Annotated in this window: 22 protein-coding genes and 1 riboswitch; of the genes, 14 read left to right on the top strand and 8 right to left on the bottom strand. The window is 59.4% G+C overall.

Annotation, left to right across the window (positions count from 1 at the left end; genetic code table 11):
- Window positions 1-48: 48 nt before the first annotated feature.
- The gene (pgl, locus tag RT657_RS04080) at window positions 49-1,050 is read left to right on the top strand and encodes a 6-phosphogluconolactonase (protein ID WP_313652647.1); all 1,002 of its coding nucleotides are present in this window, start codon (window positions 49-51) and stop codon (window positions 1,048-1,050) included.
- A 141-nt stretch (window positions 1,051-1,191) separates the two neighbouring features.
- On the opposite strand, the gene RT657_RS04075 is transcribed toward pgl, so the two are convergent.
- Both RT657_RS04075 and bioA read right to left on the bottom strand, forming a co-directional pair.
- Window positions 1,192-1,668, bottom strand: a complete 477-nt coding sequence (locus RT657_RS04075) for a kinase inhibitor (RefSeq protein ID WP_313652645.1) — start codon at window positions 1,666-1,668, stop codon at window positions 1,192-1,194.
- A gap of 76 nt (window positions 1,669-1,744) precedes the next feature.
- Entirely contained in the window at window positions 1,745-3,049 is a 1,305-nt protein-coding gene (gene bioA, locus RT657_RS04070; RefSeq protein WP_313652644.1) for an adenosylmethionine--8-amino-7-oxononanoate transaminase, read from the bottom strand.
- Between the two features lie 86 nt (window positions 3,050-3,135).
- On the opposite strand from bioA, the gene bioB reads away from it, so the two are divergent.
- Genes bioB through bioD form a run of 4 tightly spaced genes read left to right on the top strand, consistent with a single transcriptional unit; the run spans window position 3,136 to window position 6,725 of the window.
- On the top strand, window positions 3,136-4,167 hold the full coding sequence (gene bioB / locus RT657_RS04065) for a biotin synthase BioB (RefSeq protein WP_313652643.1): 1,032 nt from the start codon (window positions 3,136-3,138) through the stop codon (window positions 4,165-4,167).
- Window positions 4,167-5,318 (top strand): 8-amino-7-oxononanoate synthase, encoded by a 1,152-nt coding sequence (gene bioF / locus RT657_RS04060; RefSeq protein WP_313652642.1) that lies wholly within the window; start codon window positions 4,167-4,169, stop codon window positions 5,316-5,318. Before bioB ends, bioF begins: the two co-directional genes overlap by 1 nt.
- Window positions 5,302-6,057, top strand: coding sequence for a malonyl-ACP O-methyltransferase BioC (gene bioC, locus RT657_RS04055; protein WP_313652641.1), 756 nt, complete (start codon window positions 5,302-5,304; stop codon window positions 6,055-6,057). Before bioF ends, bioC begins: the two co-directional genes overlap by 17 nt.
- Window positions 6,054-6,725, top strand: coding sequence for a dethiobiotin synthase (gene bioD / locus RT657_RS04050; protein WP_313652640.1), 672 nt, complete (start codon window positions 6,054-6,056; stop codon window positions 6,723-6,725). The genes bioC and bioD overlap by 4 nt, the downstream gene beginning before the upstream one ends.
- A 96-nt stretch (window positions 6,726-6,821) precedes the next feature.
- On the opposite strand, the gene RT657_RS04045 is transcribed toward bioD, so the two are convergent.
- A complete protein-coding gene (locus RT657_RS04045) occupies window positions 6,822-7,544 on the bottom strand; it encodes an ATP-binding cassette domain-containing protein (RefSeq protein WP_313652639.1) in 723 nt (240 codons plus the stop codon).
- A gap of 893 nt (window positions 7,545-8,437) precedes the next feature.
- Between RT657_RS04045 and uvrB the strand changes: the two genes are divergently transcribed.
- Window positions 8,438-10,459, top strand: a complete 2,022-nt coding sequence (gene uvrB / locus RT657_RS04040) for an excinuclease ABC subunit UvrB (protein WP_313652638.1) — start codon at window positions 8,438-8,440, stop codon at window positions 10,457-10,459.
- A gap of 5 nt (window positions 10,460-10,464) precedes the next feature.
- On the opposite strand, the gene yvcK is transcribed toward uvrB, so the two are convergent.
- The gene (yvcK, locus tag RT657_RS04035; protein WP_313652637.1) at window positions 10,465-11,367 is read right to left on the bottom strand and encodes a uridine diphosphate-N-acetylglucosamine-binding protein YvcK; all 903 of its coding nucleotides are present in this window, start codon (window positions 11,365-11,367) and stop codon (window positions 10,465-10,467) included.
- A gap of 204 nt (window positions 11,368-11,571) precedes the next feature.
- Window positions 11,572-11,705, top strand: a riboswitch (molybdenum cofactor riboswitch).
- Between yvcK and moaA the strand changes: the two genes are divergently transcribed.
- From moaA to moaE, 5 genes are all read left to right on the top strand, one after another.
- Complete coding sequence (gene moaA / locus RT657_RS04030) at window positions 11,695-12,681, top strand: GTP 3',8-cyclase MoaA (protein ID WP_313652636.1); 987 nt, start codon at window positions 11,695-11,697, stop codon at window positions 12,679-12,681. (Overlaps the previous riboswitch by 11 nt.)
- A gap of 14 nt (window positions 12,682-12,695) precedes the next feature.
- On the top strand, window positions 12,696-13,211 hold the full coding sequence (gene moaB / locus RT657_RS04025) for a molybdenum cofactor biosynthesis protein B (protein ID WP_313652634.1): 516 nt from the start codon (window positions 12,696-12,698) through the stop codon (window positions 13,209-13,211).
- An 11-nt stretch (window positions 13,212-13,222) separates the two neighbouring features.
- On the top strand, window positions 13,223-13,708 hold the full coding sequence (gene moaC / locus RT657_RS04020; RefSeq protein WP_313652633.1) for a cyclic pyranopterin monophosphate synthase MoaC: 486 nt from the start codon (window positions 13,223-13,225) through the stop codon (window positions 13,706-13,708).
- Window positions 13,701-13,946 carry a molybdopterin synthase sulfur carrier subunit gene (moaD, locus tag RT657_RS04015; protein ID WP_313652631.1) on the top strand — a complete coding sequence of 82 codons (246 nt, stop codon included), beginning with the start codon at window positions 13,701-13,703 and terminating at the stop codon, window positions 13,944-13,946. The genes moaC and moaD overlap by 8 nt, the downstream gene beginning before the upstream one ends.
- A gap of 1 nt (window position 13,947) precedes the next feature.
- The gene (gene moaE, locus RT657_RS04010) at window positions 13,948-14,400 is read left to right on the top strand and encodes a molybdopterin synthase catalytic subunit MoaE (protein ID WP_313652629.1); all 453 of its coding nucleotides are present in this window, start codon (window positions 13,948-13,950) and stop codon (window positions 14,398-14,400) included.
- Window positions 14,401-14,466: 66 nt separating this feature from the next.
- Here moaE and RT657_RS04005 read toward each other — a convergent pair whose 3' ends face one another.
- Window positions 14,467-15,252 (bottom strand): OBAP family protein, encoded by a 786-nt coding sequence (locus RT657_RS04005; protein ID WP_313652628.1) that lies wholly within the window; start codon window positions 15,250-15,252, stop codon window positions 14,467-14,469.
- Window positions 15,253-15,357: 105 nt separating this feature from the next.
- Between RT657_RS04005 and RT657_RS04000 the strand changes: the two genes are divergently transcribed.
- Together RT657_RS04000 and RT657_RS03995 are read left to right on the top strand one after the other, a co-directional pair.
- Window positions 15,358-16,452: a DUF1615 domain-containing protein gene (locus RT657_RS04000; RefSeq protein WP_313652627.1), complete on the top strand. Its 1,095-nt coding sequence runs from the start codon at window positions 15,358-15,360 to the stop codon at window positions 16,450-16,452.
- A gap of 192 nt (window positions 16,453-16,644) precedes the next feature.
- Window positions 16,645-17,352, top strand: a complete 708-nt coding sequence (locus RT657_RS03995; protein WP_111139831.1) for a Bax inhibitor-1 family protein — start codon at window positions 16,645-16,647, stop codon at window positions 17,350-17,352.
- A 47-nt stretch (window positions 17,353-17,399) separates the two neighbouring features.
- Here the strand turns inward: RT657_RS03995 and RT657_RS03990 are convergent, their stop codons facing one another.
- From RT657_RS03990 to RT657_RS03980, 3 genes are read right to left on the bottom strand one after another with little or no spacing between them, the layout of a single operon-like run.
- Window positions 17,400-18,365, bottom strand: coding sequence for a lysylphosphatidylglycerol synthase domain-containing protein (locus RT657_RS03990; protein WP_313652625.1), 966 nt, complete (start codon window positions 18,363-18,365; stop codon window positions 17,400-17,402).
- Window positions 18,365-19,609 carry a cardiolipin synthase ClsB gene (clsB, locus tag RT657_RS03985; protein WP_313652624.1) on the bottom strand — a complete coding sequence of 415 codons (1,245 nt, stop codon included), beginning with the start codon at window positions 19,607-19,609 and terminating at the stop codon, window positions 18,365-18,367. The genes RT657_RS03990 and clsB overlap by 1 nt, the downstream gene beginning before the upstream one ends.
- Window positions 19,606-20,367 (bottom strand): endonuclease/exonuclease/phosphatase family protein, encoded by a 762-nt coding sequence (locus RT657_RS03980; protein WP_313652623.1) that lies wholly within the window; start codon window positions 20,365-20,367, stop codon window positions 19,606-19,608. The genes clsB and RT657_RS03980 overlap by 4 nt, the downstream gene beginning before the upstream one ends.
- 179 nt (window positions 20,368-20,546) lie before the next feature.
- Here RT657_RS03980 and RT657_RS03975 point away from each other — a divergent pair, with 179 nt between their 5' ends.
- Window positions 20,547-20,939: a YbhQ family protein gene (locus RT657_RS03975; RefSeq protein WP_313652622.1), complete on the top strand. Its 393-nt coding sequence runs from the start codon at window positions 20,547-20,549 to the stop codon at window positions 20,937-20,939.
- The last annotated feature ends 66 nt before the right edge of the window (window positions 20,940-21,005 follow it).

Here is a 21,005-nt window from a genome sequence, read left to right as displayed (position 1 = left end):
GCTACAGTGATTCACAGTTCATGATCAGGCAGCAAAAAAGGAGAATGCATGAAACAGGTTGTTTACACCGCCAGTCCCGAGAGCCAGCAGATTCACGTCTGGCAGATGAATGAAGAGGGCGGACTGACGTTGCTTCAGGTGACGGATGTCGCCGGCCAGGTTCAGCCGATGGTGGTGAGTCCGAAACGCGATTTTCTCTATGTCGGTGTACGTCCTAACTTCCGCGTGCTGGCGTTCCGTATCGCCGCCGATGGCACACTGACCGAGGCAGGCCAGGCGCCGCTGCCCGGCAGCCCAACCCACATCTCCACCGATCATCAGGGCCGGTTCCTGTTCTGCGGCTCTTACAATGATGCCTGCGTCAGCGTCAGCCCGATCGATGAAGCGGGCATCCCGCAGGCACCGCTGCAGGTCATTAACGGCCTGGACGGCTGTCACTCCGCCAATATTGATAATGACAACACGACGCTCTACGTTCCGGCACTGAAGCAGGACCGCATCTGCCTGTTTGCCCTGAGTGAAGCAGGTGAACTGACCCCGCGCCCGCAGGCACAGGTAACGACGGTGGAAGGCGCAGGCCCGCGCCACATGCAGTTCCATCCGGGCGGTCAGTACGCCTACTGCGTGAACGAGCTCGACAGCACGGTTGAGGTCTGGGCGCTAAATAACGGTGAAGGTGAAGCCGAAAGTGTGCAGACACTGGATATGATGCCGCCGGACTTTAGCGGCACGCGCTGGGCCGCCGATATTCATCTGACGCCTGATGGCCGCTTCCTCTACGCCTGCGATCGCACCAGCAGCACGCTGGCGATCTTCAGCGTCAGCGAAGTGGGGGACGAGCTGACCCTGGAAGGCTTCCAGCCAACTGAAACCCAGCCACGCGGCTTTAATATCGATCACAGCGGACGTTTTCTGGTGGCCGCAGGGCAGAAATCTCACCACATCGAAGTCTATGCGATTAGCGAACCGAAAGGGTTGCTGCAGCCGCTGGGACGCTATGCGGTAGGGCAGGGGCCGATGTGGGTGGTGATCCACGCGCTGCAGGCGTAAGCCGCCACAAAAAATGCCACTCCCGGCCGGGAGTGGCGTGAAGGTCTGCTGCAGACACCGCGAACAACGTCAGATTCAGACGTCCAAATCGCCATTTCTGGCTCGCGGTGCCTTCCTCCTCCAGCCCTGTTCCCGGCTCAATTACTGATAGTTCACGGTCAGCGAGGCGCTCGCCAGCGCGTGGAAATGCACATTAAAGCCGACCATCGCGCCGCTGGCACCCTCATCCACCTCAATCGTCTCCACATCCAGCGCATGTACGGTGAAGATGTAGCGATGGGTTTCGCCCTGTGGCGGCGCGGCGCCACCGTAGCCCGCCTGACCGAAATCGGTACGGGTCTGGATCGCCCCGGCAGGCAGGGAGGCCTTGCCGGAACCGGCGCCCTGCGGCAGCGTCGTGGTGCTGGCCGGAATATTGGCTACCACCCAGTGCCACCAGCCGGAGCCGGTCGGCGCATCAGGATCGTAGCAGGTCACCACAAAACTTTTGGTGCCTTCGGGTGCTTCTTCCCAGGCCAGATGGGGAGAGATATTCTCGCCCTGATACCCCATGCCATTGAAAACATGCTTTTCAGGCATCTTCTCGCCGTCATTAAAATCCTGACTCACAATGCGCATTACATCTCCTCAATTGTCGATGAATAGTCTTTCATCATAACCAAAAGCGCCATCTGTGCCAGGGGGACCACCCGCCTCAGCCGCTAAAATGTTGCGTATGCGCCAGCGCACCACCGATCGCCTGCACCAGCTGACTCAGCGCCTGCGGAGTAATGATGTAGGGCGGCATCAGGTAGATCAGTCGGCCAAACGGCCGGATCCAGACGCCCTGTTCCACAAAGAACTGCTGCAGCGCCGCCATATTGACCGGCTGATGCGTCTCCACCACGCCAATCGCGCCCAGTACGCGAACATCGGCCACCTGCGGTGAGCTGCGCAGCGGCAGCAGTTCAGCCCGCAGCTGCTGTTCGATACGCGCCACCTGCTGCTGCCAGTGCCCCTCCGCCAGCATGGTCAGACTCTCTGCCGCCACCGCGCAGGCCAGTGGATTGCCCATAAAAGTCGGGCCATGCATAAAGCACCCGGCCGCGCTGCGGCTGATGGTATCGGCCACCTCACGGGTGGTCAGCGTCGCGGAGAGCGTCATCATGCCGCCGGTCAGGGCTTTGCCGACGCAGAGAATATCCGGCGTGATGCCCGCATGTTCACAGGCAAACAGTTTGCCGGTGCGGCCAAAACCGGTGGCGATCTCATCAGCGATCAGCAGCACGCCGTAGCGGTCGCACGCCTCCCGCACCTGCTGCAGGTAGCGCGGATGATAGAGCCGCATGCCGCCTGCGCCCTGCACGATCGGCTCCAGGATCACCGCCGCCAGCTGCCGGTGATGCGTTTCGATAAGCCGGGCGAAATCGTCGAAATCAGCCGGATTCCACGCCTCATCAAAGCCGCAGGCCGGGGCCGTGGCAAAGTGATGCTCGGGCAGATAGCCGCGCCACAGACTGTGCATCGAGTTTTCGGGATCGCACACCGACATCGCGGCAAAGGTATCGCCGTGATAGCCGCGTTTCAGCGTCAGAAACTGCTGACGGGTCTCGCCCCGTCCCAGCCAGTACTGCAGCGCCATCTTCATCGAGACTTCCACCGCCACCGAGCCGGAGTCGGCCAGGAAAACGCATTCCAGCGGATCGGGCGTCATTGCCACCAGCTGGCGGCAGAGCGCCACCGCCGCCGGGTGGGTAATGCCGCCAAACATAACGTGCGACATCTGCGAAGCCTGCGCCGTCAGCGCCCGGTTCAGGCGCGGATGGTTGTAGCCGTGGATTGCCGCCCACCAGGAGGACATGCCGTCTACCAGCTCACGCCCATCGGCCAGCTGCAGCTGAAAACCGTGCGCGGCGACCACCGGAAAGCAGGGCAGCGGATCCTGCATCGAGGTGTAGGGATGCCAGATATGCTGGCGGTCAAAGCGGGCATCATCTGCCGAAAAAACGGGGATAGTCATCGGAGTTGTAAACCAAAATAAAAAAATATAGTTTACAAGTATAACCCTGCTTTTCGTCGGGATGACACCCTTTTCTGGAGTAAGTAATGGCCCAACGCTGGACAATTGCACAGGCGCAAGCCCTGTTTGACGCACCTTTTCTTGAACTGATGTTTAAAGCGCAGCAGGTGCATCGTGAGCACTTCGATCCGCGCCAGGTGCAGGTCAGCACCCTGCTGTCGATCAAAACCGGCGCCTGTCCGGAAGATTGCAAATATTGCCCGCAGAGCGCGCGCTACAAGACCGGTCTGGAGTCGGAACGTCTGATGGAAGTCGAGGAGGTTCTGACCTCTGCGCGTCAGGCGAAAGCCGCCGGATCCACCCGTTTCTGCATGGGCGCGGCGTGGAAAAATCCTCACGAGCGCGACATGCCCTATCTGGAAAAGATGGTGGAAGGCGTGAAAGCGATGGGGATGGAAACCTGCATGACGCTGGGCACGCTCAGCGAGCAGCAGGCGCAGCGGCTGGCGGGCGCGGGCCTGGATTTCTACAACCATAATCTCGACACCTCGCCGGAGTTCTATGGCTCCATCATCACCACCCGCAGCTATCAGGAGCGACTGGATACGCTGGGCAAAGTGCGCGATGCCGGAATTAAAGTCTGTTCAGGCGGCATCGTCGGCCTGGGCGAAACCGTAAACGACCGCGCCGGGCTGCTGGTGCAGTTAGCCAATCTGCCAACGCCGCCGGAGAGCGTGCCGATCAACATGCTGGTCAAGGTCAAAGGCACGCCGCTGGCTGATAACGACGATGTGGAGCCGTTCGATTTTATCCGCACCATCGCGGTGGCGCGCATCATGATGCCGACCTCGCACGTCCGTCTGTCGGCGGGTCGTGAGCAGATGAGCGAGCAGACCCAGGCGATGTGCTTTATGGCCGGGGCTAACTCGATTTTCTACGGCTGCAAACTGCTGACCACGCCGAATCCGGAAGAGGATAAAGACCGTGTGCTGTTCCGCAAGCTGGGGCTGAACCCGGAGCATACGCATACTCCGCACGGCGATCAGCAGCAGGCGCAGCAACTCAGCGAGCAACTCTCTCATGCCGACACCGAACAGTTCTACAACGCGGCGCTGTAATGAGCTGGCAGCAACGACTCCGGCAGGCGCTGGCGCAGCGCCGTGCGGCGGACGGCTGGCGGCAGCGTCAGGTCATTGAGCAGCAGTCGACCCGCACGCTGCGGAGCGGTGGCCGCGACTATCTCCACTTCTCCAGCAATGACTATCTTGGCTTAACCCGGCATCCGGCGGTGATTGCCGGCTGGCAGCAGGGCGCGGCGCTGGCAGGCGCAGGCGCGGGCGCCTCAGGGCATGTCACCGGCTATCACCGCCAGCATGCCGATCTGGAGGCGCAGCTGGCGGCGTGGCTCGGTTATGACCGGGCGCTGCTGTTCATCTCCGGTTTTGCAGCGAATCAGGCGGTGATCCATCTGCTGGGGGAGAAGGACGACCGTATCCTGGCAGATAAGCTCAGCCACGCCTCGCTGCTCGACGCCGCCAGCCACAGCCCGGCTCAGCTGCGCCGCTTCACCCATAACGCACCGGAGAGTCTGGCGGCCCGGCTCGCCGCCCCCTGCGCCGGTGAGACGCTGGTGGTGACGGAAGGGATCTTCAGCATGGATGGCGACAGCGCGCCGCTGGCCGCCCTGACGCAGTTGACGCAGCAGGCCGGAGGCTGGCTGCTGGTGGATGATGCGCACGGCATCGGCGTGGTGGGTGAGCAGGGGCGCGGGAGCTGCTGGCAGCAGGGCGTAAAACCGGCACTGCTGGTGGTCACCTTTGGCAAAGCGTTTGGCGTCAGTGGCGCCGCGCTGCTCTGTGATGCCGACACCGCCGACTACTTTTTACAGTTCAGCCGCCATCTTATCTACTCAACGGCGATGCCCGCAGCCCAGGCGGTCGCGCTGCAGGCGGCGCTGCGCGAAATTCAGCAGGGCGACGCGCTGCGTCAGCAGCTGCAGCAGAATATTGCGCATTTCCGGCGCGGGGCGGCGTCGCTGCCCTGGCAACTGATGCCGTCCGCCAGCGCGATTCAGCCGCTGCAGGTGGGGGAAAACAGCGAGGCGCTGGCGCTCTCCCGGCGACTGGCGGAGGCGGGCTGCTGGGTCAGTGCGATCCGGCCGCCGACTGTGCCGCCGGGCACGGCGCGGCTTCGTATCACCCTGACGGCGGCACATCGCCCGGACGATATCGATCGGTTACTGGAGGCGCTGCATGACGCTGCGGGTTGATAAGCAGGCGGTGGCGCGCGCCTTTGGCCGGGCGGCGGGCGGGTACGATGTCCATGCTGCGCTGCAGCGCCTTAGCGGGGATGCGCTGCTGGCGCGTGCGCCTGCACAGCGCGGTCTGCACCTGCTGGATGCCGGCTGCGGCACCGGCTGGTACAGCCGGCTGTGGCGTGAACGCGGCAAACAGGTGACGGCACTGGATCTCTCTGTTCAGATGCTGCAACAGGCCCGGGAAAACGATGCCGCGCAGCACTATCTGGTCGGAGACATCGACGCGCTGCCGCTCGCGGATAACACGATGGATCTGGTGTGGAGCAATCTGGCGGTGCAGTGGAGTGACGATCTGCCCGGCGCGCTGAGCCAGTTCCGGCGGGTAGTGCGGCCCGGCGGCACGCTGCTGTTCTCTACCCTTGGCGACGGTTCACTGCAGGAGGTGCATGAAGCCTGGTCGCATCTGGATGCCATGCCGCACGCCAACCGCTTTCTCAGCGAGCCGCAGGTTGCCGCAGCCTGTCACGCTCAGCAACTCTGCTGCTCCTCAGAGCGGGTGACGCTGCACTTTCCCGACGCGCTCAGCGCAATGCGCTCACTGAAGGGCATTGGGGCAACTCATCTGCATCAGGGGCGTAACGGACAGATCTTAACCCGACAACGGCTCAGCCAGCTTGAGGCGAACTGGCCGCGCGATCGGTACGGCTATCGCCTGAGTTACCATTTAATCTACGGAGTGAGTACATCATGAAACGCCTGTTTATTACCGGGACTGACACCGAAGTCGGTAAAACGGTCGCCAGCGGCGCTCTGCTGCAGGCCGCTGCCGCCGCAGGCTTCCGCTGCGCAGGCTATAAGCCGGTGGCTTCGGGCTGTGAACTGACGCCGGAGGGCATCCGCAACAGCGATGCGCTGGCGCTGCAACGCTACAGCAATGTGCCGCTGACCTATCAGCAGGTCAATCCGCTGGCGTTTATGGAGCCCACCTCGCCGCATATCGTCAGTGCCGAAGAGGAGAGGCCGATCACCCATCTGGCCATGTCGGCAGGTCTGGCGGCGCTGGAACCCCTGGCGGACTGGATTCTGGTTGAAGGCGCGGGTGGCTGGTATACGCCGCTGTCTGAAACGCACACCTATGCAGACTGGGTGGTCAGCGAACAGCTGCCGGTGGTGCTGGTGGTGGGGATTAAGCTGGGCTGCATCAACCACGCCCTGCTGACCGCAGAGGCGATACGGGCACGCGGTCTGCCGCTGGTGGGCTGGATTGCCAACACCGTCGAGCCGCCGGGCAAGCGTTATACGGAGTATCTTACCAGCCTGAAAAACCGCCTGCCTGCACCCTGCCTGGGCACACTTCCCTGGTTCACCAGGGCGGAACAGCAGGCCGACTGCGGTCACTATCTGACGCTGCCGGACTAAGCGTCAGGCCACGCTTTCCATCCTAATCCGGACCGCGCAGCACAGGCTGATGAACACACTGTCCGCCAGGGTGCTGCGCTGTCCGGCTCCCGCCTGTCAGGCTACGGTCAGCCATTTATCGACGGTATGATCATCGAGTTGCGCCATGCTGCCCTGCGCGACGTTGCGGCCACGGTGCAGCAGCAGAAAGTAGTCAGCCACCCGACGGATCAGCGACAGACGCTGCTCCAGCAGCAGGATGGTCAGCCCGTAGTCGAGGTTAAGCCGACGGATCAGGTTGCCCATCTCCTCTTCCAGCCATGGCGACATGCCGTCGGTTGGCTCATCCAGAATCAGCAGCTTGGGCTGCAGAACCAGCGCGCGCGCCAGGGCCAGTTGCTGCTGTTGATCGATAGGCAGATTGCCACTGCGCTGCTGACGCAGTGAGTAGAGCGCGGGAAAGAGGTCAAACACCATTTCAGGAATAGCGCGATGGCGTTCCTGCTGGCTGGCACCGGCCAGCAGTGCAATCAGGAGGTTATCTTCCACACTCATCTGGGTAAAAATGTGACGCCCCTGCGGAACATAGCCAATGCCCATCTGCGCCCGCTGTTCAGCAGGTTGCAGCAGCAGATCCTCTGGCGGTGAGCCATCCTCTTTCCAGGAGATGGAGCCGCTATTAATCGGCAGCCTGCCCATGATGCAGTTCACCAGCGTGGTTTTACCCATGCCGGGCCGACCCAGAATGCCGGTGCAGGTGCCAGGCGACAGATCCAGGTCCACATCCCACAGGATATGGTTCTGACCGTAAAATTGATTGACCGAACGTAAACTCAGCATCTGACACTCTCCTTCCCGATCATTAGCCTGATTGCTTCCGCTCTCTGTCGTCTGGCAACCCATTCATCGGCAATGGTCGTCTCGCCATTGCCTCTCAGTGCGCACAACATCCGGTGACGCAATGGAGTGCTGCAATTACCAGGCCAGATCCGAAAATGGTCCTGTTTTACGGCTGCAGTAACCTGCTACAGGTGAAAAAAGGTGAGAAAAACTTATCAATTCTCCACGGCAACTACGCACCTGCACTTTTGCAGTGCTGAGAAGCACTGTTTCTGGTGCAGGCGGGCAATAAGGAAGCAGGACAGCTGATTAAGAATTTTAGTGGATGGGTGAAATTTTGCGTGGCGGGGCAGGTGAGAGTCTGAAATTGCAGAATTATCCGTCATGCGCGGCCCGAAATTTAACGGAAAAAAAATTATTTTTAGCGCGACGAGAGAACAGGGAAAAATTATACACAGCTGATGGCGGCGGGGCTGCCATCACTTATCCACCATTCCTGTGGATAAACTTGTGCATTAGGTCATGAAAACCAGTTGGAAGCGAGGAAATACGGGGCCTGGTAACATAATGATGAGAATCTGGCCTTTCAGGCTTTTTCCATTAAAAACAACAGGTTATTAAAAAACAAGCCTGCGAATTCTCTGCCGGGTAACCAGACTGTAATTTTATGACGCTCTATTGACAAATGTTAAATCCGATCCTCGCCTGGGGATAACATTGCGCAATATCGTTAACACAAATTCAGAATGTCTGGCGAAGCGGCAGAGAGTACGCCTGCACACTCCACATTGCACCATTACTGTTTTTATATCCAGTATTTTTTTCTGGCAAAATCACCATAGCGGAGTAAAATAAGTGCCTGCCCGCCGATTTCTCCAGCAGGAACTGCATTCATGAGTAAAGTCTTTAAATTAAACTCCGCTTTTAAACCGTCAGGCGACCAGCCTGAGGCGATACGTCGTCTGGAAGAGGGGCTGGAGGATGGACTGGCCCATCAGACGCTGCTGGGCGTGACCGGCTCCGGTAAAACGTTTACCGTCGCCAACGTGATTGCCGACCTCAATCGCCCGACGATGGTGCTGGCGCCGAACAAGACGCTGGCGGCCCAGCTTTACGGCGAGATGAAAGAGTTTTTCCCGGATAATGCCGTGGAGTTTTTCGTTTCCTACTACGACTACTATCAGCCGGAGGCCTACGTTCCCAGCTCCGACACCTTTATCGAAAAAGATGCGTCGGTGAACGAGCATATCGAACAGATGCGTCTCTCGGCGACCAAGGCGCTGCTGGAACGGCGCGATGTCATCGTGGTGGCTTCAGTTTCAGCCATTTATGGTCTGGGCGATCCCGATCTCTATCTGAAAATGATGCTCCACCTGACACGCGGTATGATCATCGATCAACGCAGCATCCTGCGTCGCCTCTCTGAATTGCAGTACACCCGCAACGACCAGGCGTTTCAGCGCGGCACCTTCCGGGTGCGGGGCGAAGTGATTGACATTTTTCCGGCGGAATCGGACGACATTGCCCTGCGGGTTGAACTCTTTGATGAAGAGGTGGAGCGGCTTTCACTGTTTGATCCGCTGACGGGCCAGGTCGAATCGGTGGTGCCACGCTTCACGATTTATCCCAAGACGCACTATGTGACGCCGCGTGAACGCATCCTCCAGGCGATGGAAGAGATAAAGGTAGAACTGGCGGACCGTCGCCGGGTGCTGCTGGAGAACAACAAGCTGCTGGAAGAGCAGCGCATTACTCAGCGAACCCAGTTTGACCTGGAGATGATGAGCGAGCTGGGTTACTGCTCGGGCATTGAAAACTATTCGCGCTACCTGTCCGCGCGCGGACCGGGTGAAGCACCGCCGACGCTGTTTGATTACCTGCCTGCCGATGGCCTGCTGGTGGTGGATGAGTCCCACGTCACCATCCCGCAGATTGGCGGCATGTACAAAGGGGACCGTGCGCGTAAAGAAACACTGGTGGAGTATGGTTTCCGCCTGCCATCGGCGCTCGATAACCGTCCGATGAAGTTTGAAGAGTTTGAGGCGCTGGCTCCGCAGACCATCTATGTCTCGGCGACGCCGGGCAAATATGAGCTGGAGAAATCGGGCAACGAGGTGGTGGATCAGGTGGTACGTCCCACCGGCCTGCTGGATCCGATCATCGAAGTGCGTCCGGTGGGCACTCAGGTCGACGATCTGCTGTCAGAGATCCGCCAGCGCGTGGCCATCAACGAGCGTATTCTGGTAACGGTGCTGACCAAGCGCATGGCGGAAGATCTCACAGAGTATCTGACCGAGCACGGCGAGAAGGTGCGCTATCTGCACTCGGATATCGACACCGTCGAGCGTATGGAGATTATCCGCGACCTGCGTCTCGGGGAGTTTGATGTGCTGGTGGGCATCAACTTACTGCGTGAGGGACTGGATATGCCCGAAGTGTCGCTGGTGGCGATTCTGGATGCGGATAAAGAGGGCTTCCTGCGCTCTGAGCGCTCGCTGATCCAGACCATTGGTCGTGCGGCACGTAACATCAACGGTAAGGCGATTCTCTACGGCGATAAAATCACCCCGTCGATGGCGCGTGCGATTGAAGAAACCGAACGCCGCCGCGAGAAGCAGCAGCTGCACAACGAGAAAAATGGCATCGTGCCGCAGGGCCTGAATAAGAAGATCACGGATATTCTGGAACTCGGCAACAATGTGGTGAAAACCCGCGGCAAAGCGAAGCCGGCCCGTCCAGGCGAAGCACAGGCGCAGACCGATCTGCTGACGTTAACGCCGCAGGCGTTGCAGAAGAAGATCCACGAACTGGAAGGGCAGATGCAGCAGCATGCGCAGAACCTGGAGTTCGAGCAGGCGGCCAGCGTGCGCGATCAGCTGCATGAGCTGCGCACGCTGTTTATTGCCGCCTCGTAGCGGCGTTAAACGCCCTGAATGGCGTGTTCCAGCGCCACCCGTAACAGCTGGCGGTCGTGACGATAGCGAATGTCGGCGGCCTCCAGCGGTTCACGGACAATCAGGCGGTTTTCAATACCCTGGGTTGCCACCGCAGGCCCGACGACGACGGCATCAATGACCCGCTTACCGATATAACGCTCCATCATCTGCAGCTTGTCGGCGACCGTCAGGCTGGCAGCGGCCGGGCTCAGCTCGCGCCCCAGATTGCCGATAAACACCATGGTTGCAGGTGTGCGACGCAGCGCCTGCGCCATCTCCTCCATTAACAGGATCGGCATCAGGCTGGTGTAAAAGCTGCCAGGCCCGATCAGAATCAGATCCGCGTCACCAATCGCCTGCAGCGCCTCGCGCGTGGGCTGCACGTTAGGGTGCAGCATCAGTTCCTGCGGCGGCTGCTTCATCTCGTCGATCGCGGTTTCGCCGTAAACCATGTTGCCTTCGGCATCCATCGCCACCAGGTCAACCGGCTGCTCGGACATCGGGATCAAAAAAGCATCCACCTTCAGCAGATTACGGATGATATTTATCGCCTCCAGCGGACGCACGCTCAGCTGATCCAGCGCCCGCAGCATCAGGTTGCCGAGGTTATGTCCGGCCAGTTCGCCATTGCCCGAAAAACGGTATTCAAACATGGCCGATGCGACACTGGGTTCCGCAATCAGCTGATTGAGACAGTTGCGCATGTCGCCCCAGGCGATGCCGCCCTCGGCGCGCCGGATACGGCCGGTTGACCCGCCGTTGTCGGTGGTGGTGACGATCCCGGTCAGACGCGAGCCCAGCGGGGAGAGGGCAGACATGACGCGGCCTAAACCATGTCCGCCACCCAGTGCCACAACGCGATCAAGATCGGCCAGTGTGCGATTCATACTTCTCCTTAAAATCCGTTCGCGTGGCGAGGCTCTAAACGCTAAGCCCGCGCGAATGACTTGCGTCAAAATCTGGCGGGTATTTTAACGTATCCTGTCGTGAAAATGCGGTGAAAATTCGATATGTATAAGGTTATATAGCGAAAACAGCACATGGAAGAGTGGCGTAAATCACGCTACCATCATGGTTACCGCGCTGATCAACGGGTCAGCGTACACTCAAGCCTGAATGCCTACGTCTGCGGATAGGGGATTCAGGCCGTAGCCTTCGAGCTGCCAGGGTGCAGGAAGAAATGACTGCATCTCCCAATCTGGAAAGGTGTTCTGGTGTCACAATTTACTGATGCATACGCGCGTAAGTTCTATTACCTGCGCCTGTCGGTCACGGATGTCTGTAATTTCCGCTGTACCTATTGTCTTCCTGACGGCTACAAGCCGCAGGGAATTCGTAACAAAAGCTTTCTCTCACTGGATGAAATCCGTCGCGTCACGCGCGCCTTTGCTGCCGCCGGTACGGAAAAAGTGCGGCTCACTGGCGGCGAGCCGTCGCTGCGCCGCGACTTCACCGACATCATCGCTGCCGTGCGTGAAAATGCCGCGATTCGTCAGATTGCGGTGACCACCAACGGCTACCGGCTGGCACGTGATGTGAAGCAGTGGCGCGAGGCGGGGCTGACTGCGCTCAACGTCAGCGTCGACAGCCTGGATGCCCGTCAGTTTCACGCCATCACCGGCCAGGATAAATTCCATCAGGTGATGAGCGGCATTGATGCCGCGCTGAACGCTGGCTTCCGCCAGGTCAAAGTCAACAGCGTGCTGATGCGCGACCTCAACAGCCGTAATCTCGCCACCTTCCTGGACTGGATCCGCACCCGGCCGATCCAGCTGCGCTTTATTGAGCTGATGGAAACCGGCGATGGCGGCACGCTGTTCCGCGATCAGCATGTTTCCGGCACGGTCATCCGCGATCAGCTGATCGCCCAGGGCTGGCAGCGTCGCGAAAGCGGGCGGAGTGACGGTCCGGCGCAGGTCTTTTATCATCCCGACTATGTCGGTGAAATCGGCCTGATCATGCCTTACGCCAAAGATTTCTGTGCCAGCTGCAATCGCCTGCGGGTGTCGGCGCAGGGCAATCTGCACCTCTGTCTGTTTGGCGATGGTGGTGTGCCGCTGCGCGATCTGCTGGCATCGGACGATCAGCAGGCCGAACTGCAGGCGCGGATTGCCAGCAGCCTGGGACAGAAAAAGCAGACGCACTTCCTGCACCAGGGCAACACCGGCATCACACAGAATCTCTCTTATATTGGTGGCTAATTTCAGGAGGAAGTATGGGTAAATCCGCCAGCGAATTTCAGGCCGTGCAGATTGCGGTGATGACCGTGTCCGATCGTCGCGATGCCAGTAACGACACCTCCGGCGACTATCTGCGCGCCGCCGCCGCGGAAGCGGGCCATGAAGTGGTCGATCACGCCATCGTTCCGGAAAATCTTTATCGCATTCGCGCCACGGTGTCACGCTGGATCGCCAGTGACGATGTACAGGTGGTGATCATCAATGGCGGAACCGGCTTTAATCTGAAAAACAGCACACCGGAAGCGCTGCTGCCGCTGTTTGACCGCGAAATTGACGGGTTTGGCGAACTCTTCCGGATGATCTCCTATGAGGAGATTGGCGGTTCGACGCTGCAGTCGCGCGCCGTTGCCGGTCTGGCTAACGGGACGCTGATTCTGGCCGTGCCGGGATCCACCAGCGCCTGCCGCACGGCCTGGGAGCGGATTATCGCGGATCAGCTCGACGCGCGGACCGCGCCCTGCAATTTTGTCTCACATCTGAAGAAACGGTAAAAACGATAAGTATGTCTCAACTTACACACATTAACGCGGCGGGCGAAGCGCATATAGTGGATGTCTCCGCCAAAGCCGACACCGTGCGCGAAGCACGGGCTGAAGTGCTGGTGCTGATGCAGCCAAAGACGCTGCAGATGATTATTGAAGGCAGTCACCACAAAGGGGATGTGTTTGCCACCGCGCGCATCGCCGGTATCCAGGCCGCGAAACGTACCTGGGAGCTGATCCCGCTCTGCCATCCGCTGATGCTGAGCAAGGTGGAAGTCAATCTGGAGGCGGAACCGGCGCACAGCCGGGTGCGCATCACTTCACTCTGCCGTCTGACCGGTAAGACCGGCGTGGAGATGGAAGCCCTGACGGCCGCCTCGGTGGCTGCGCTGACCATCTACGACATGTGCAAAGCGGTGCAGAAGGACATCGTTATCGACCAGCTGCGTTTAATCAGTAAAAGCGGCGGCAAAAGCGGCGATTTTCAGGCGGTGACGCATGATTAACGTACTGTTCTTCGCGCAGGTGCGTGAGCTGACCGGCACCGCGTCGCTTGAGGTAGCTGCGGGCTATCCGGATGTGGCCTCGCTGCGCGCGGCGCTGGCCGATCGGGACGATCGCTGGGCGCTGGCACTGGAGTCGGGCAGACTGCTGGCTGCCGTGAATCAGACGCTGGTGCCGATGAGTCATCCATTACATGACGGGGATGAAGTCGCCTTTTTCCCGCCCGTGACCGGAGGCTGAGATGGAGACGCAGATTCGGGTTGGCCCCGCGCCTTTCGATATGGCGGAGGCTTACCGCTGGCTGGCGGCCTGTGATGAGGATGGGGCGGTCGTGACCTTTACCGGCAAAGTCCGCAACCATAATCTGGGCGATGACGTCGCCGCGCTGACGCTGGAGCACTATCCCGGCATGACCGAAAAAGCACTGCACGAGATCGTCGGGGCAGCGCGTGAACGCTGGCCGCTGCAGCGCGTCACGGTGATCCATCGCGTCGGTGAGCTGTTTCCTGGCGATGAGATCGTGCTGGTGGGCGTCACCAGCGCCCATCGCGGCAGCGCCTTTTCTGCCGCAGAGTTCATCATGGATTACCTGAAGACCCGCGCACCGTTCTGGAAGCGCGAAGCCACAGAGCAGGGCGACCGCTGGGTGGACGCCCGCGACAGCGACCATCAGGCTGCACAGCGCTGGGAGTAAAACGTCAGGTTCAGCGGGACGCGCACGCTGACCGCTGAGCGATCCCGCCAGCCTGTTATCTCCTCGTTAAGGCTGTTTCAGCTGCTCCGCCGGACCAAACCCTGTCTGACCGTGGCTGTGCTCACCGCCGCCCTCTGTGCGTTTCAGCTGAATCACCTGACCCTGCTGCCAGGCGTTGGCGCCTGCCGCCGCCGGATGCGCGACGATATCCGCCCGTCCGGCCCGGATCGCTTTGGTATCCACGTCAAAGCGGCGATCGCGATCGGCCAGCAGGCGCGAATCCATCTGACCATCCGCGGTAAAGCCCATCATCAGTGCCGGAATGCCGAGCGGCAGCGTTTTATCGCGATCGGTATGCCAGGTGTGCCAGGTTTTGCCGTAGGTGTTCACGATGCGCGTCATCAGGGCGTGGTCGGCGGCCTGTGGCAGGCCCGGTGCAATCAGCGTGCCCGATTTCACCTCATACTGGTGGCTGTGCCACAGCTTCTTCTCTTCAGGCGGAAGCGTTTTAAACAGCCGCTCGCTGATGATGTATTCAACCCCCATCAGCCGCGCGTCGCGCGTGTTGCCGTCGTAAATTACTGCCTGCATCACGTCGTCGTTCAGCACGGTGACATAGTGGTGCGCCTCCATCTGGCCGTTTTTATCGCCGTTGTAAAAATGGAAACCGTCGAGGTAGGTGTTAATGGCCTCAATCGGCGGGCGCGACTGCAGCACGCTGGCGCCGGTCTCCAGGACTTTAAGAGAGGAGGAGGTGGGCGCACCCGGTGAATGCACCTGCGCGGGGGTATTGTTGGCACCACAGCCGCTTAAAAGCAGGCTGAACGCCGCAACTGGCCAGAGTTTAAACATCGTAAGTTCCTTTACCGTTAAAAAAGCTAACCTTAGTTCAGTTCCTGTCTGTCTGCGCAGCGCGGCGATGATAGAGTAGGGTTTTCGTCAATTCTGAGGACAGGCATGTCATTTACTCCGATTCTGCAACGTCTGACACTGGTCGCCGCGCTGGTGCTGGCAGGCTGTAGCAGTAAGAAAACCCCTGAGGCGCCGGTCCGGCAGCCAGAAGATGTTAAAGCGCAAATCCAGCGGCTGCTGCCGCCGCACGTCAGCAATAAAGCGGCGTGGCGAGACGACATCTACACCGCCTTTCGCACGCAGCAGATCGATCCCAGCGCCAGCAATCTCTGTGCGGTAATCGCCGTCGCGGATCAGGAGAGCAACTTCAGCGCCGACGCCGCCGTGCCGGGCCTGTCAAAGATTGCCTGGGCGGAGATTGATCGCCGGGCGGCAAAAGTACACGTGCCTGCTTTTCTGGTGCGCACTGCGCTGCAGATTAAATCGCCTACCGGCGAGAGCTACGCCGCCCGGCTGGATAAAGTACGCAGTGAAAAAGAGCTGAGCGCCATTTTCGACGATCTGATCGATATGGTGCCGATGGGCCAGACGCTGTTTGGTCATCTCAACCCGATCCACACCGGCGGGCCGATGCAGGTCAGCATTGCCTTTGCCGAAGCCCATGCCAGAGGCTATCCGTGGCCCGTCGATGGCACTATCCGGCGTGAAGTCTTCACCCGCCACGGCGGGATCTACTTCGGCACGATGCATCTGCTCGGCTACCCGGCGGACTACACCCAGCCACTTTATCGCTTCGCCGATTTCAATGCGGGCTGGTATGCAAGCCGCAATGCAGCGTTCCAGGCGGCAGTGGCGCGCGCGACCGGCATGAAGCTGGCGCTGGATGGCGATCTGATTCTCTATGGGTCGGACGCGGCGGGCAGCACAGAGCTGGCGGTGCGAACCCTGTCCAGGCAGATTGATATGAGCAACAGCGCAATCCGTCGCGATCTGGAAAAGGGGGATAAGGAAAGTTTCAGCGACAGCACACTGTGGAAACAGGTCTTTACCCTGGCGGATAAGATGGCCGGTCGCCGGTTGCCGCGCGAAATGCTGCCGGGCATTAAGCTCGAAAGCCCAAAAATTACCCGTAATCTCACCACAGCGTGGTTTGCGCAGCGCGTCGACAGTCGCTATCAGCAGTGTCTGTCGCGGCGCTAAGCGGCAGGTTGTGGCGCAGTTGAGCTGAGCTGTGCCACACTTAGAGACGGTTCCGGCAGGCGCGGTGAACGGCTACCCAGCTCCGCGCTCAGCCTCTTCCGGTCGCGCAGACCATGGAGGATGATCCTGCCGGACCCGCAGTTAACCGGCTTCCTGCGGGAAGCGCGTTCTCATTTTAACAAGAGGTGCATCATGGACCGATATCCACGAAATGATTCTATCGTTCAACCCGCCTCGCGTGGGCTGCAGGCCTATATGGCGCAGGTCTATGGCTGGATGACGTGCGGTCTGTTACTGACGGCGTTTGTCTCCTGGTTTGCGGCTCGCACGCCAGCGGTGATGGAGCTGGTGTTTGCTAACCGCATCACCTTCTTCGGGCTGATTATCGCGCAGCTGGCGCTGGTGTTTGTTCTTTCCGGCATGGTTCATCGTCTGAGCGGGGCGGTGGCAACCGGGCTGTTTATGCTCTATTCGGCGCTGACTGGCCTGACGATGGCGAGCATCTTCCTCGTCTACACCTACTCCTCTATCGCCAGCACCTTCTTCGTCACGGCGGGGATGTTTGGTGCGATGACCTTCTACGGCTACACCACCAAACGCGACCTGACCCGTCTGGGCAGCCTGCTGTTTATGGCGCTGATTGGTATCCTGCTGGCGTCGCTGGTGAACTTCTGGCTGAAAAGCCCGGCGCTGATGTGGGCGATTACCTATATCGGGGTGGTGGTGTTTGTCGGTTTAACCGCCTATGACACGCAGAAGCTGAAAAACATCGGTGAGCAGATCGATGCCCGCGACACGGAAAACCTGCGTCGCTACTCGATTATGGGCGCGCTGACGCTCTACCTGGACTTTATCAACCTGTTCCTGATGCTGCTGCGGATCTTCGGCAACCGCCGTTAAGGGATAATGCAGAGAGGGAGGCGCACCGGCTGCGCCTCCCTTTTTTATTACGACTTCTGCAGCTTCTGTTCGTTCTTCTGACGCAGATGCTTTGCCCGGCTCTCCAGCCCCAGATAGAGCACCAGCGCCAGCAGCAGCGGCAGAATAAAGTAGAGCACACGATAGGCCAGCAGCGCCGCAATAATGGTGCCGTGCGAGGCGTGCTGACCGCTGAGCAGCGCAAGGAAGACCGCTTCCAGTACACCAATGCCAGCCGGGATATGAATGATCACGCCCGCGATACTGCTGATCAGCAGCACGCCCAGCACCATCGGATAACCGATGTCACGCCCCAGCAGCAGCCAGATAATCGCGCCCATTACCATCCAGTTGGCACAGGAGACGGCGAACTGCAGCAGCGCCATGCGCAGTGAAGGCAGCTGCAGCGTCTGGCCTTTTATCGTCCAGCGGCGCTGCTTCGAGAAGGCACAGGCCCAGAGATAGACCGCCACCAGCACCAGCAGGACGACACCAATCAGCCGCAGCGTGGTTTCACCGATAAACCAGCCACCGGGGATCGACACCATGCCCGCACTGAATACCACGCCCGCCAGCAGGATATAGCCCAGCCAGTTAGTGGCGATACTCAGGGAGAAGATGCGGGTGATGGTGCCGCTGTCGAGCCCCAGCCGGGAGTAGAGCCGGTAGCGCATGGCGACACCTCCCACCCAGGTACTCAGTGTCAGGTTAAAGGCGTAACAGATAAACGACACCAGCATCACCTGTCGCTTCGCCAGTTTGTGACCGCAGTAGGCGCGGCCAATCAGGTCATAGCAGCCATAAACCAGGTAACTCAGCACCACCAGTCCGGCGGCAGTCAGCACCACAAAGCGGTTATAGTTCACGACAACGTTATAAACATCTTCCCAGTTCACTTTGCGGGCGTAGACCACCAGCAGCACCACGACCGCGATGAAGAACAGCACGGTGAGGATTTTTTTGGCGAGTTGCCAGCGTGGATGTTTTTTTGCCATCAGGATTTCGCTCCCGGGTTGTCAGCTTCAATGCGATCCTGAGTTTCTATTTCAGGCTGAACCGGCGCGGCGACCTGCGCCAGACGTGGGGTATGGGCGGGCAGCCAGCCCGCAATGGCCGGGAAATGACGCAGAAAGTGGAATACCACCACGCTTTTACTCAGTTGCCACCAGTTGCGTGGCGGCAGGCGATCTTCCTGCACGCGCTGACAGTCGTTGGTCATCAGCGCATCCAGATTGTCACGCAGCGTCTGGTTAAAAGGACGGTCGTGGATGATCAGGTTTGCCTCCAGATTCAGCGACAGGCTGAGCGGGTCGAGATTGCTGGAGCCGACAGTGGCCCAGTGGTCATCGCAGACCGCCACTTTGCCATGCAGCGGACGACGGATATATTCATAGACCTCCACGCCGCCATCCACCAGATAGTTATAGAGCAGCTCTGCCCCGACTTTCACAATCGGCATATCCGGCTCGCCCTGAACGATCAGCTTCACGCGGACGCCGCGCTGCGCGGCATTGCGCATCTCACGCAGCAGCCGGTAGCCGGGGAAAAAGTAGGCGTTGGCGATAATCACCTCCCGTTTCGCCTTGCTCAGCATCTCCATGTAATGCTTTTCGATATCATCGCGATGATCGTCGTTGTCGCGGTAGACGTAGAGCACCTGCGCATCACCGGGCGTGGCGTTCACCGCCGGACGGTGAGAGCGTCCTCCCCACCAGCGGCGGGTAGGCTGTTCGCTGCCGATTGCCTGCTGCAGATAGCGGGCGATATCGCCCACCACCGGCCCCTTGACCTGCACCGCGTAATCCTGCTTCGCCTCCGGGCCATAATCGGTGTTGTGCTCGGCTGAGAAGTTGATGCCGCCGACAAAGGCTACCACGTCATCCACCACCACGGTTTTGCGGTGCAGACGGCGAAACACGTTGGTGCGCATCCCCATCACCAGCGGCCGCGGGTCGTAATAGATAAAGCGTACCCCTGCGCTGGTCAGGCTGCTGACAAACTGATCGGAGAGTTCGGCGGAGCCGTAACCATCGACCATCATCTCCACCCGGACACCTCGCTGGGCCGCCGCCAGCAGTTCGCGGTGCAGGGCATTACCCACCTCATCCTCGAACAGGATAAACGTTTCGAGCAGTACTGTGTGTTCCGCCCGCTGGATCGCGCCAAAGACCCGCGGGAAAAACGCTTCGCCATTTTCCAGCAACAGCAGTCGGTTGCCGTCCTGCCAGTTAAAATTCATAGGTGAATCTCCACCGCCAGCGGCGCGTGATCGGAAAGATGTGACCAGGGTTTACGCGGCAGTGCCCACGGATGACTGACGGTGGCGTTGCGGACATAAATGCGATCGAGCCGCAGGAGAGGGAAGCGTGCCGGGAAGGTACGCGCCGGGCGTCCGGTTTTCATGCTGAATACCTCTTTCAGACCTGCGCCCTGTTTTAAAATGGCGTTGGCGCGTCGCTGCCAGTCATTAAAGTCGCCTGCCACCACAACAGGGGCATCGGGCGGCAGCGAGGTCACCATTTCACATATTTTTTTCATCTGTGCATGACGATGGGCTTCCTTCAGACCCAGATGAACGCAGATAACATGCAGCGTACCGTGCGGCTCGGGCAGGGCGATCTGGCAGTGCAGCATGCCGCGATTCTCACTGCCCGCGACCGAAATATCGCGGTTCTCATAGTCGGTAATCGGGAAGCGCGACAGCACCGCATTGCCGTGATGGCCCTCCGGATAGACGGCATTGCGCCCGTAGGCATAATCGTTCCACATGGTGTCAGCCAGAAACTCGTAATGGGAGGAGGCGGGCCACGCTTCATGGTTAAGCGAATGAATGGCGTGGGTACCCATCACCTCCTGAAGAAAGACCACATCCGCCGCCGTTGCGCGAACGGCTTCGCGTAATTCAGGCAGGATGAAGCGGCGATTAAACGGGGCGAAACCCTTGTGTGTATTGATCGTCAGGACTTTTATTGAAAATCCTTGCTGGTTTTGTGGCATACTCGCGACGCGCTCCTTTTCATCATCAACAGAATCAAAGTGTAGTCTTTGTCACAAACGGATGGTGAAGGCGCGCGATAATTAGGGCGTTATCCGAAAATTGTTTTACATTGAGGAAACCGTTTCCGGCTTGTGCCGGTAGCACTTGGGCGACCTGTTGGGTCTGCCAGGAGAAATGAATGAAATGGTCTAATCGTATTCAAATCATGACGGGTCAGACGTTGATGCATAGTGTTATGCATCTGCTGGTCATTGCTGCACTCATCTGGGGCTGGAAGCATAAGGCGCTGGTGGATGTCTGTAGTGTACTGGTGACGATGTATGCACTGGTGTTTGTTGCCATGCTGGTAACACAGCGCATCGCACGTTTACGGACGCTGGGTGATTATCTTGAAGAAGCGACCACCACTTACTACTTTGGCGCCGCTATGATGACACTGTTCCTGGTGTCACGAATCTACCACAATAACCTGCTGCTGGCCTCTCTGGGCGTAGTGATGTTGCTGGGACCGGCGTTGGTTTCGCTGCTGGCGAAAGAGCCCGCGCGGCCAATCGAAAACAAACGTAGCTAAGCTGAAGGCCACCGCGAGGTGGCCTTCCTGTTTTCAGCGCGTTAAGTTGTCAGTAAATGTGAGCTA

Origin of the sequence: Pantoea sp. (genome assembly GCF_032114055.1) — a bacterium.
Classification (GTDB): Bacteria; Pseudomonadota; Gammaproteobacteria; order Enterobacterales; family Enterobacteriaceae; genus Pantoea.
This window is presented reverse-complemented; position numbering and strand designations above follow the sequence as displayed.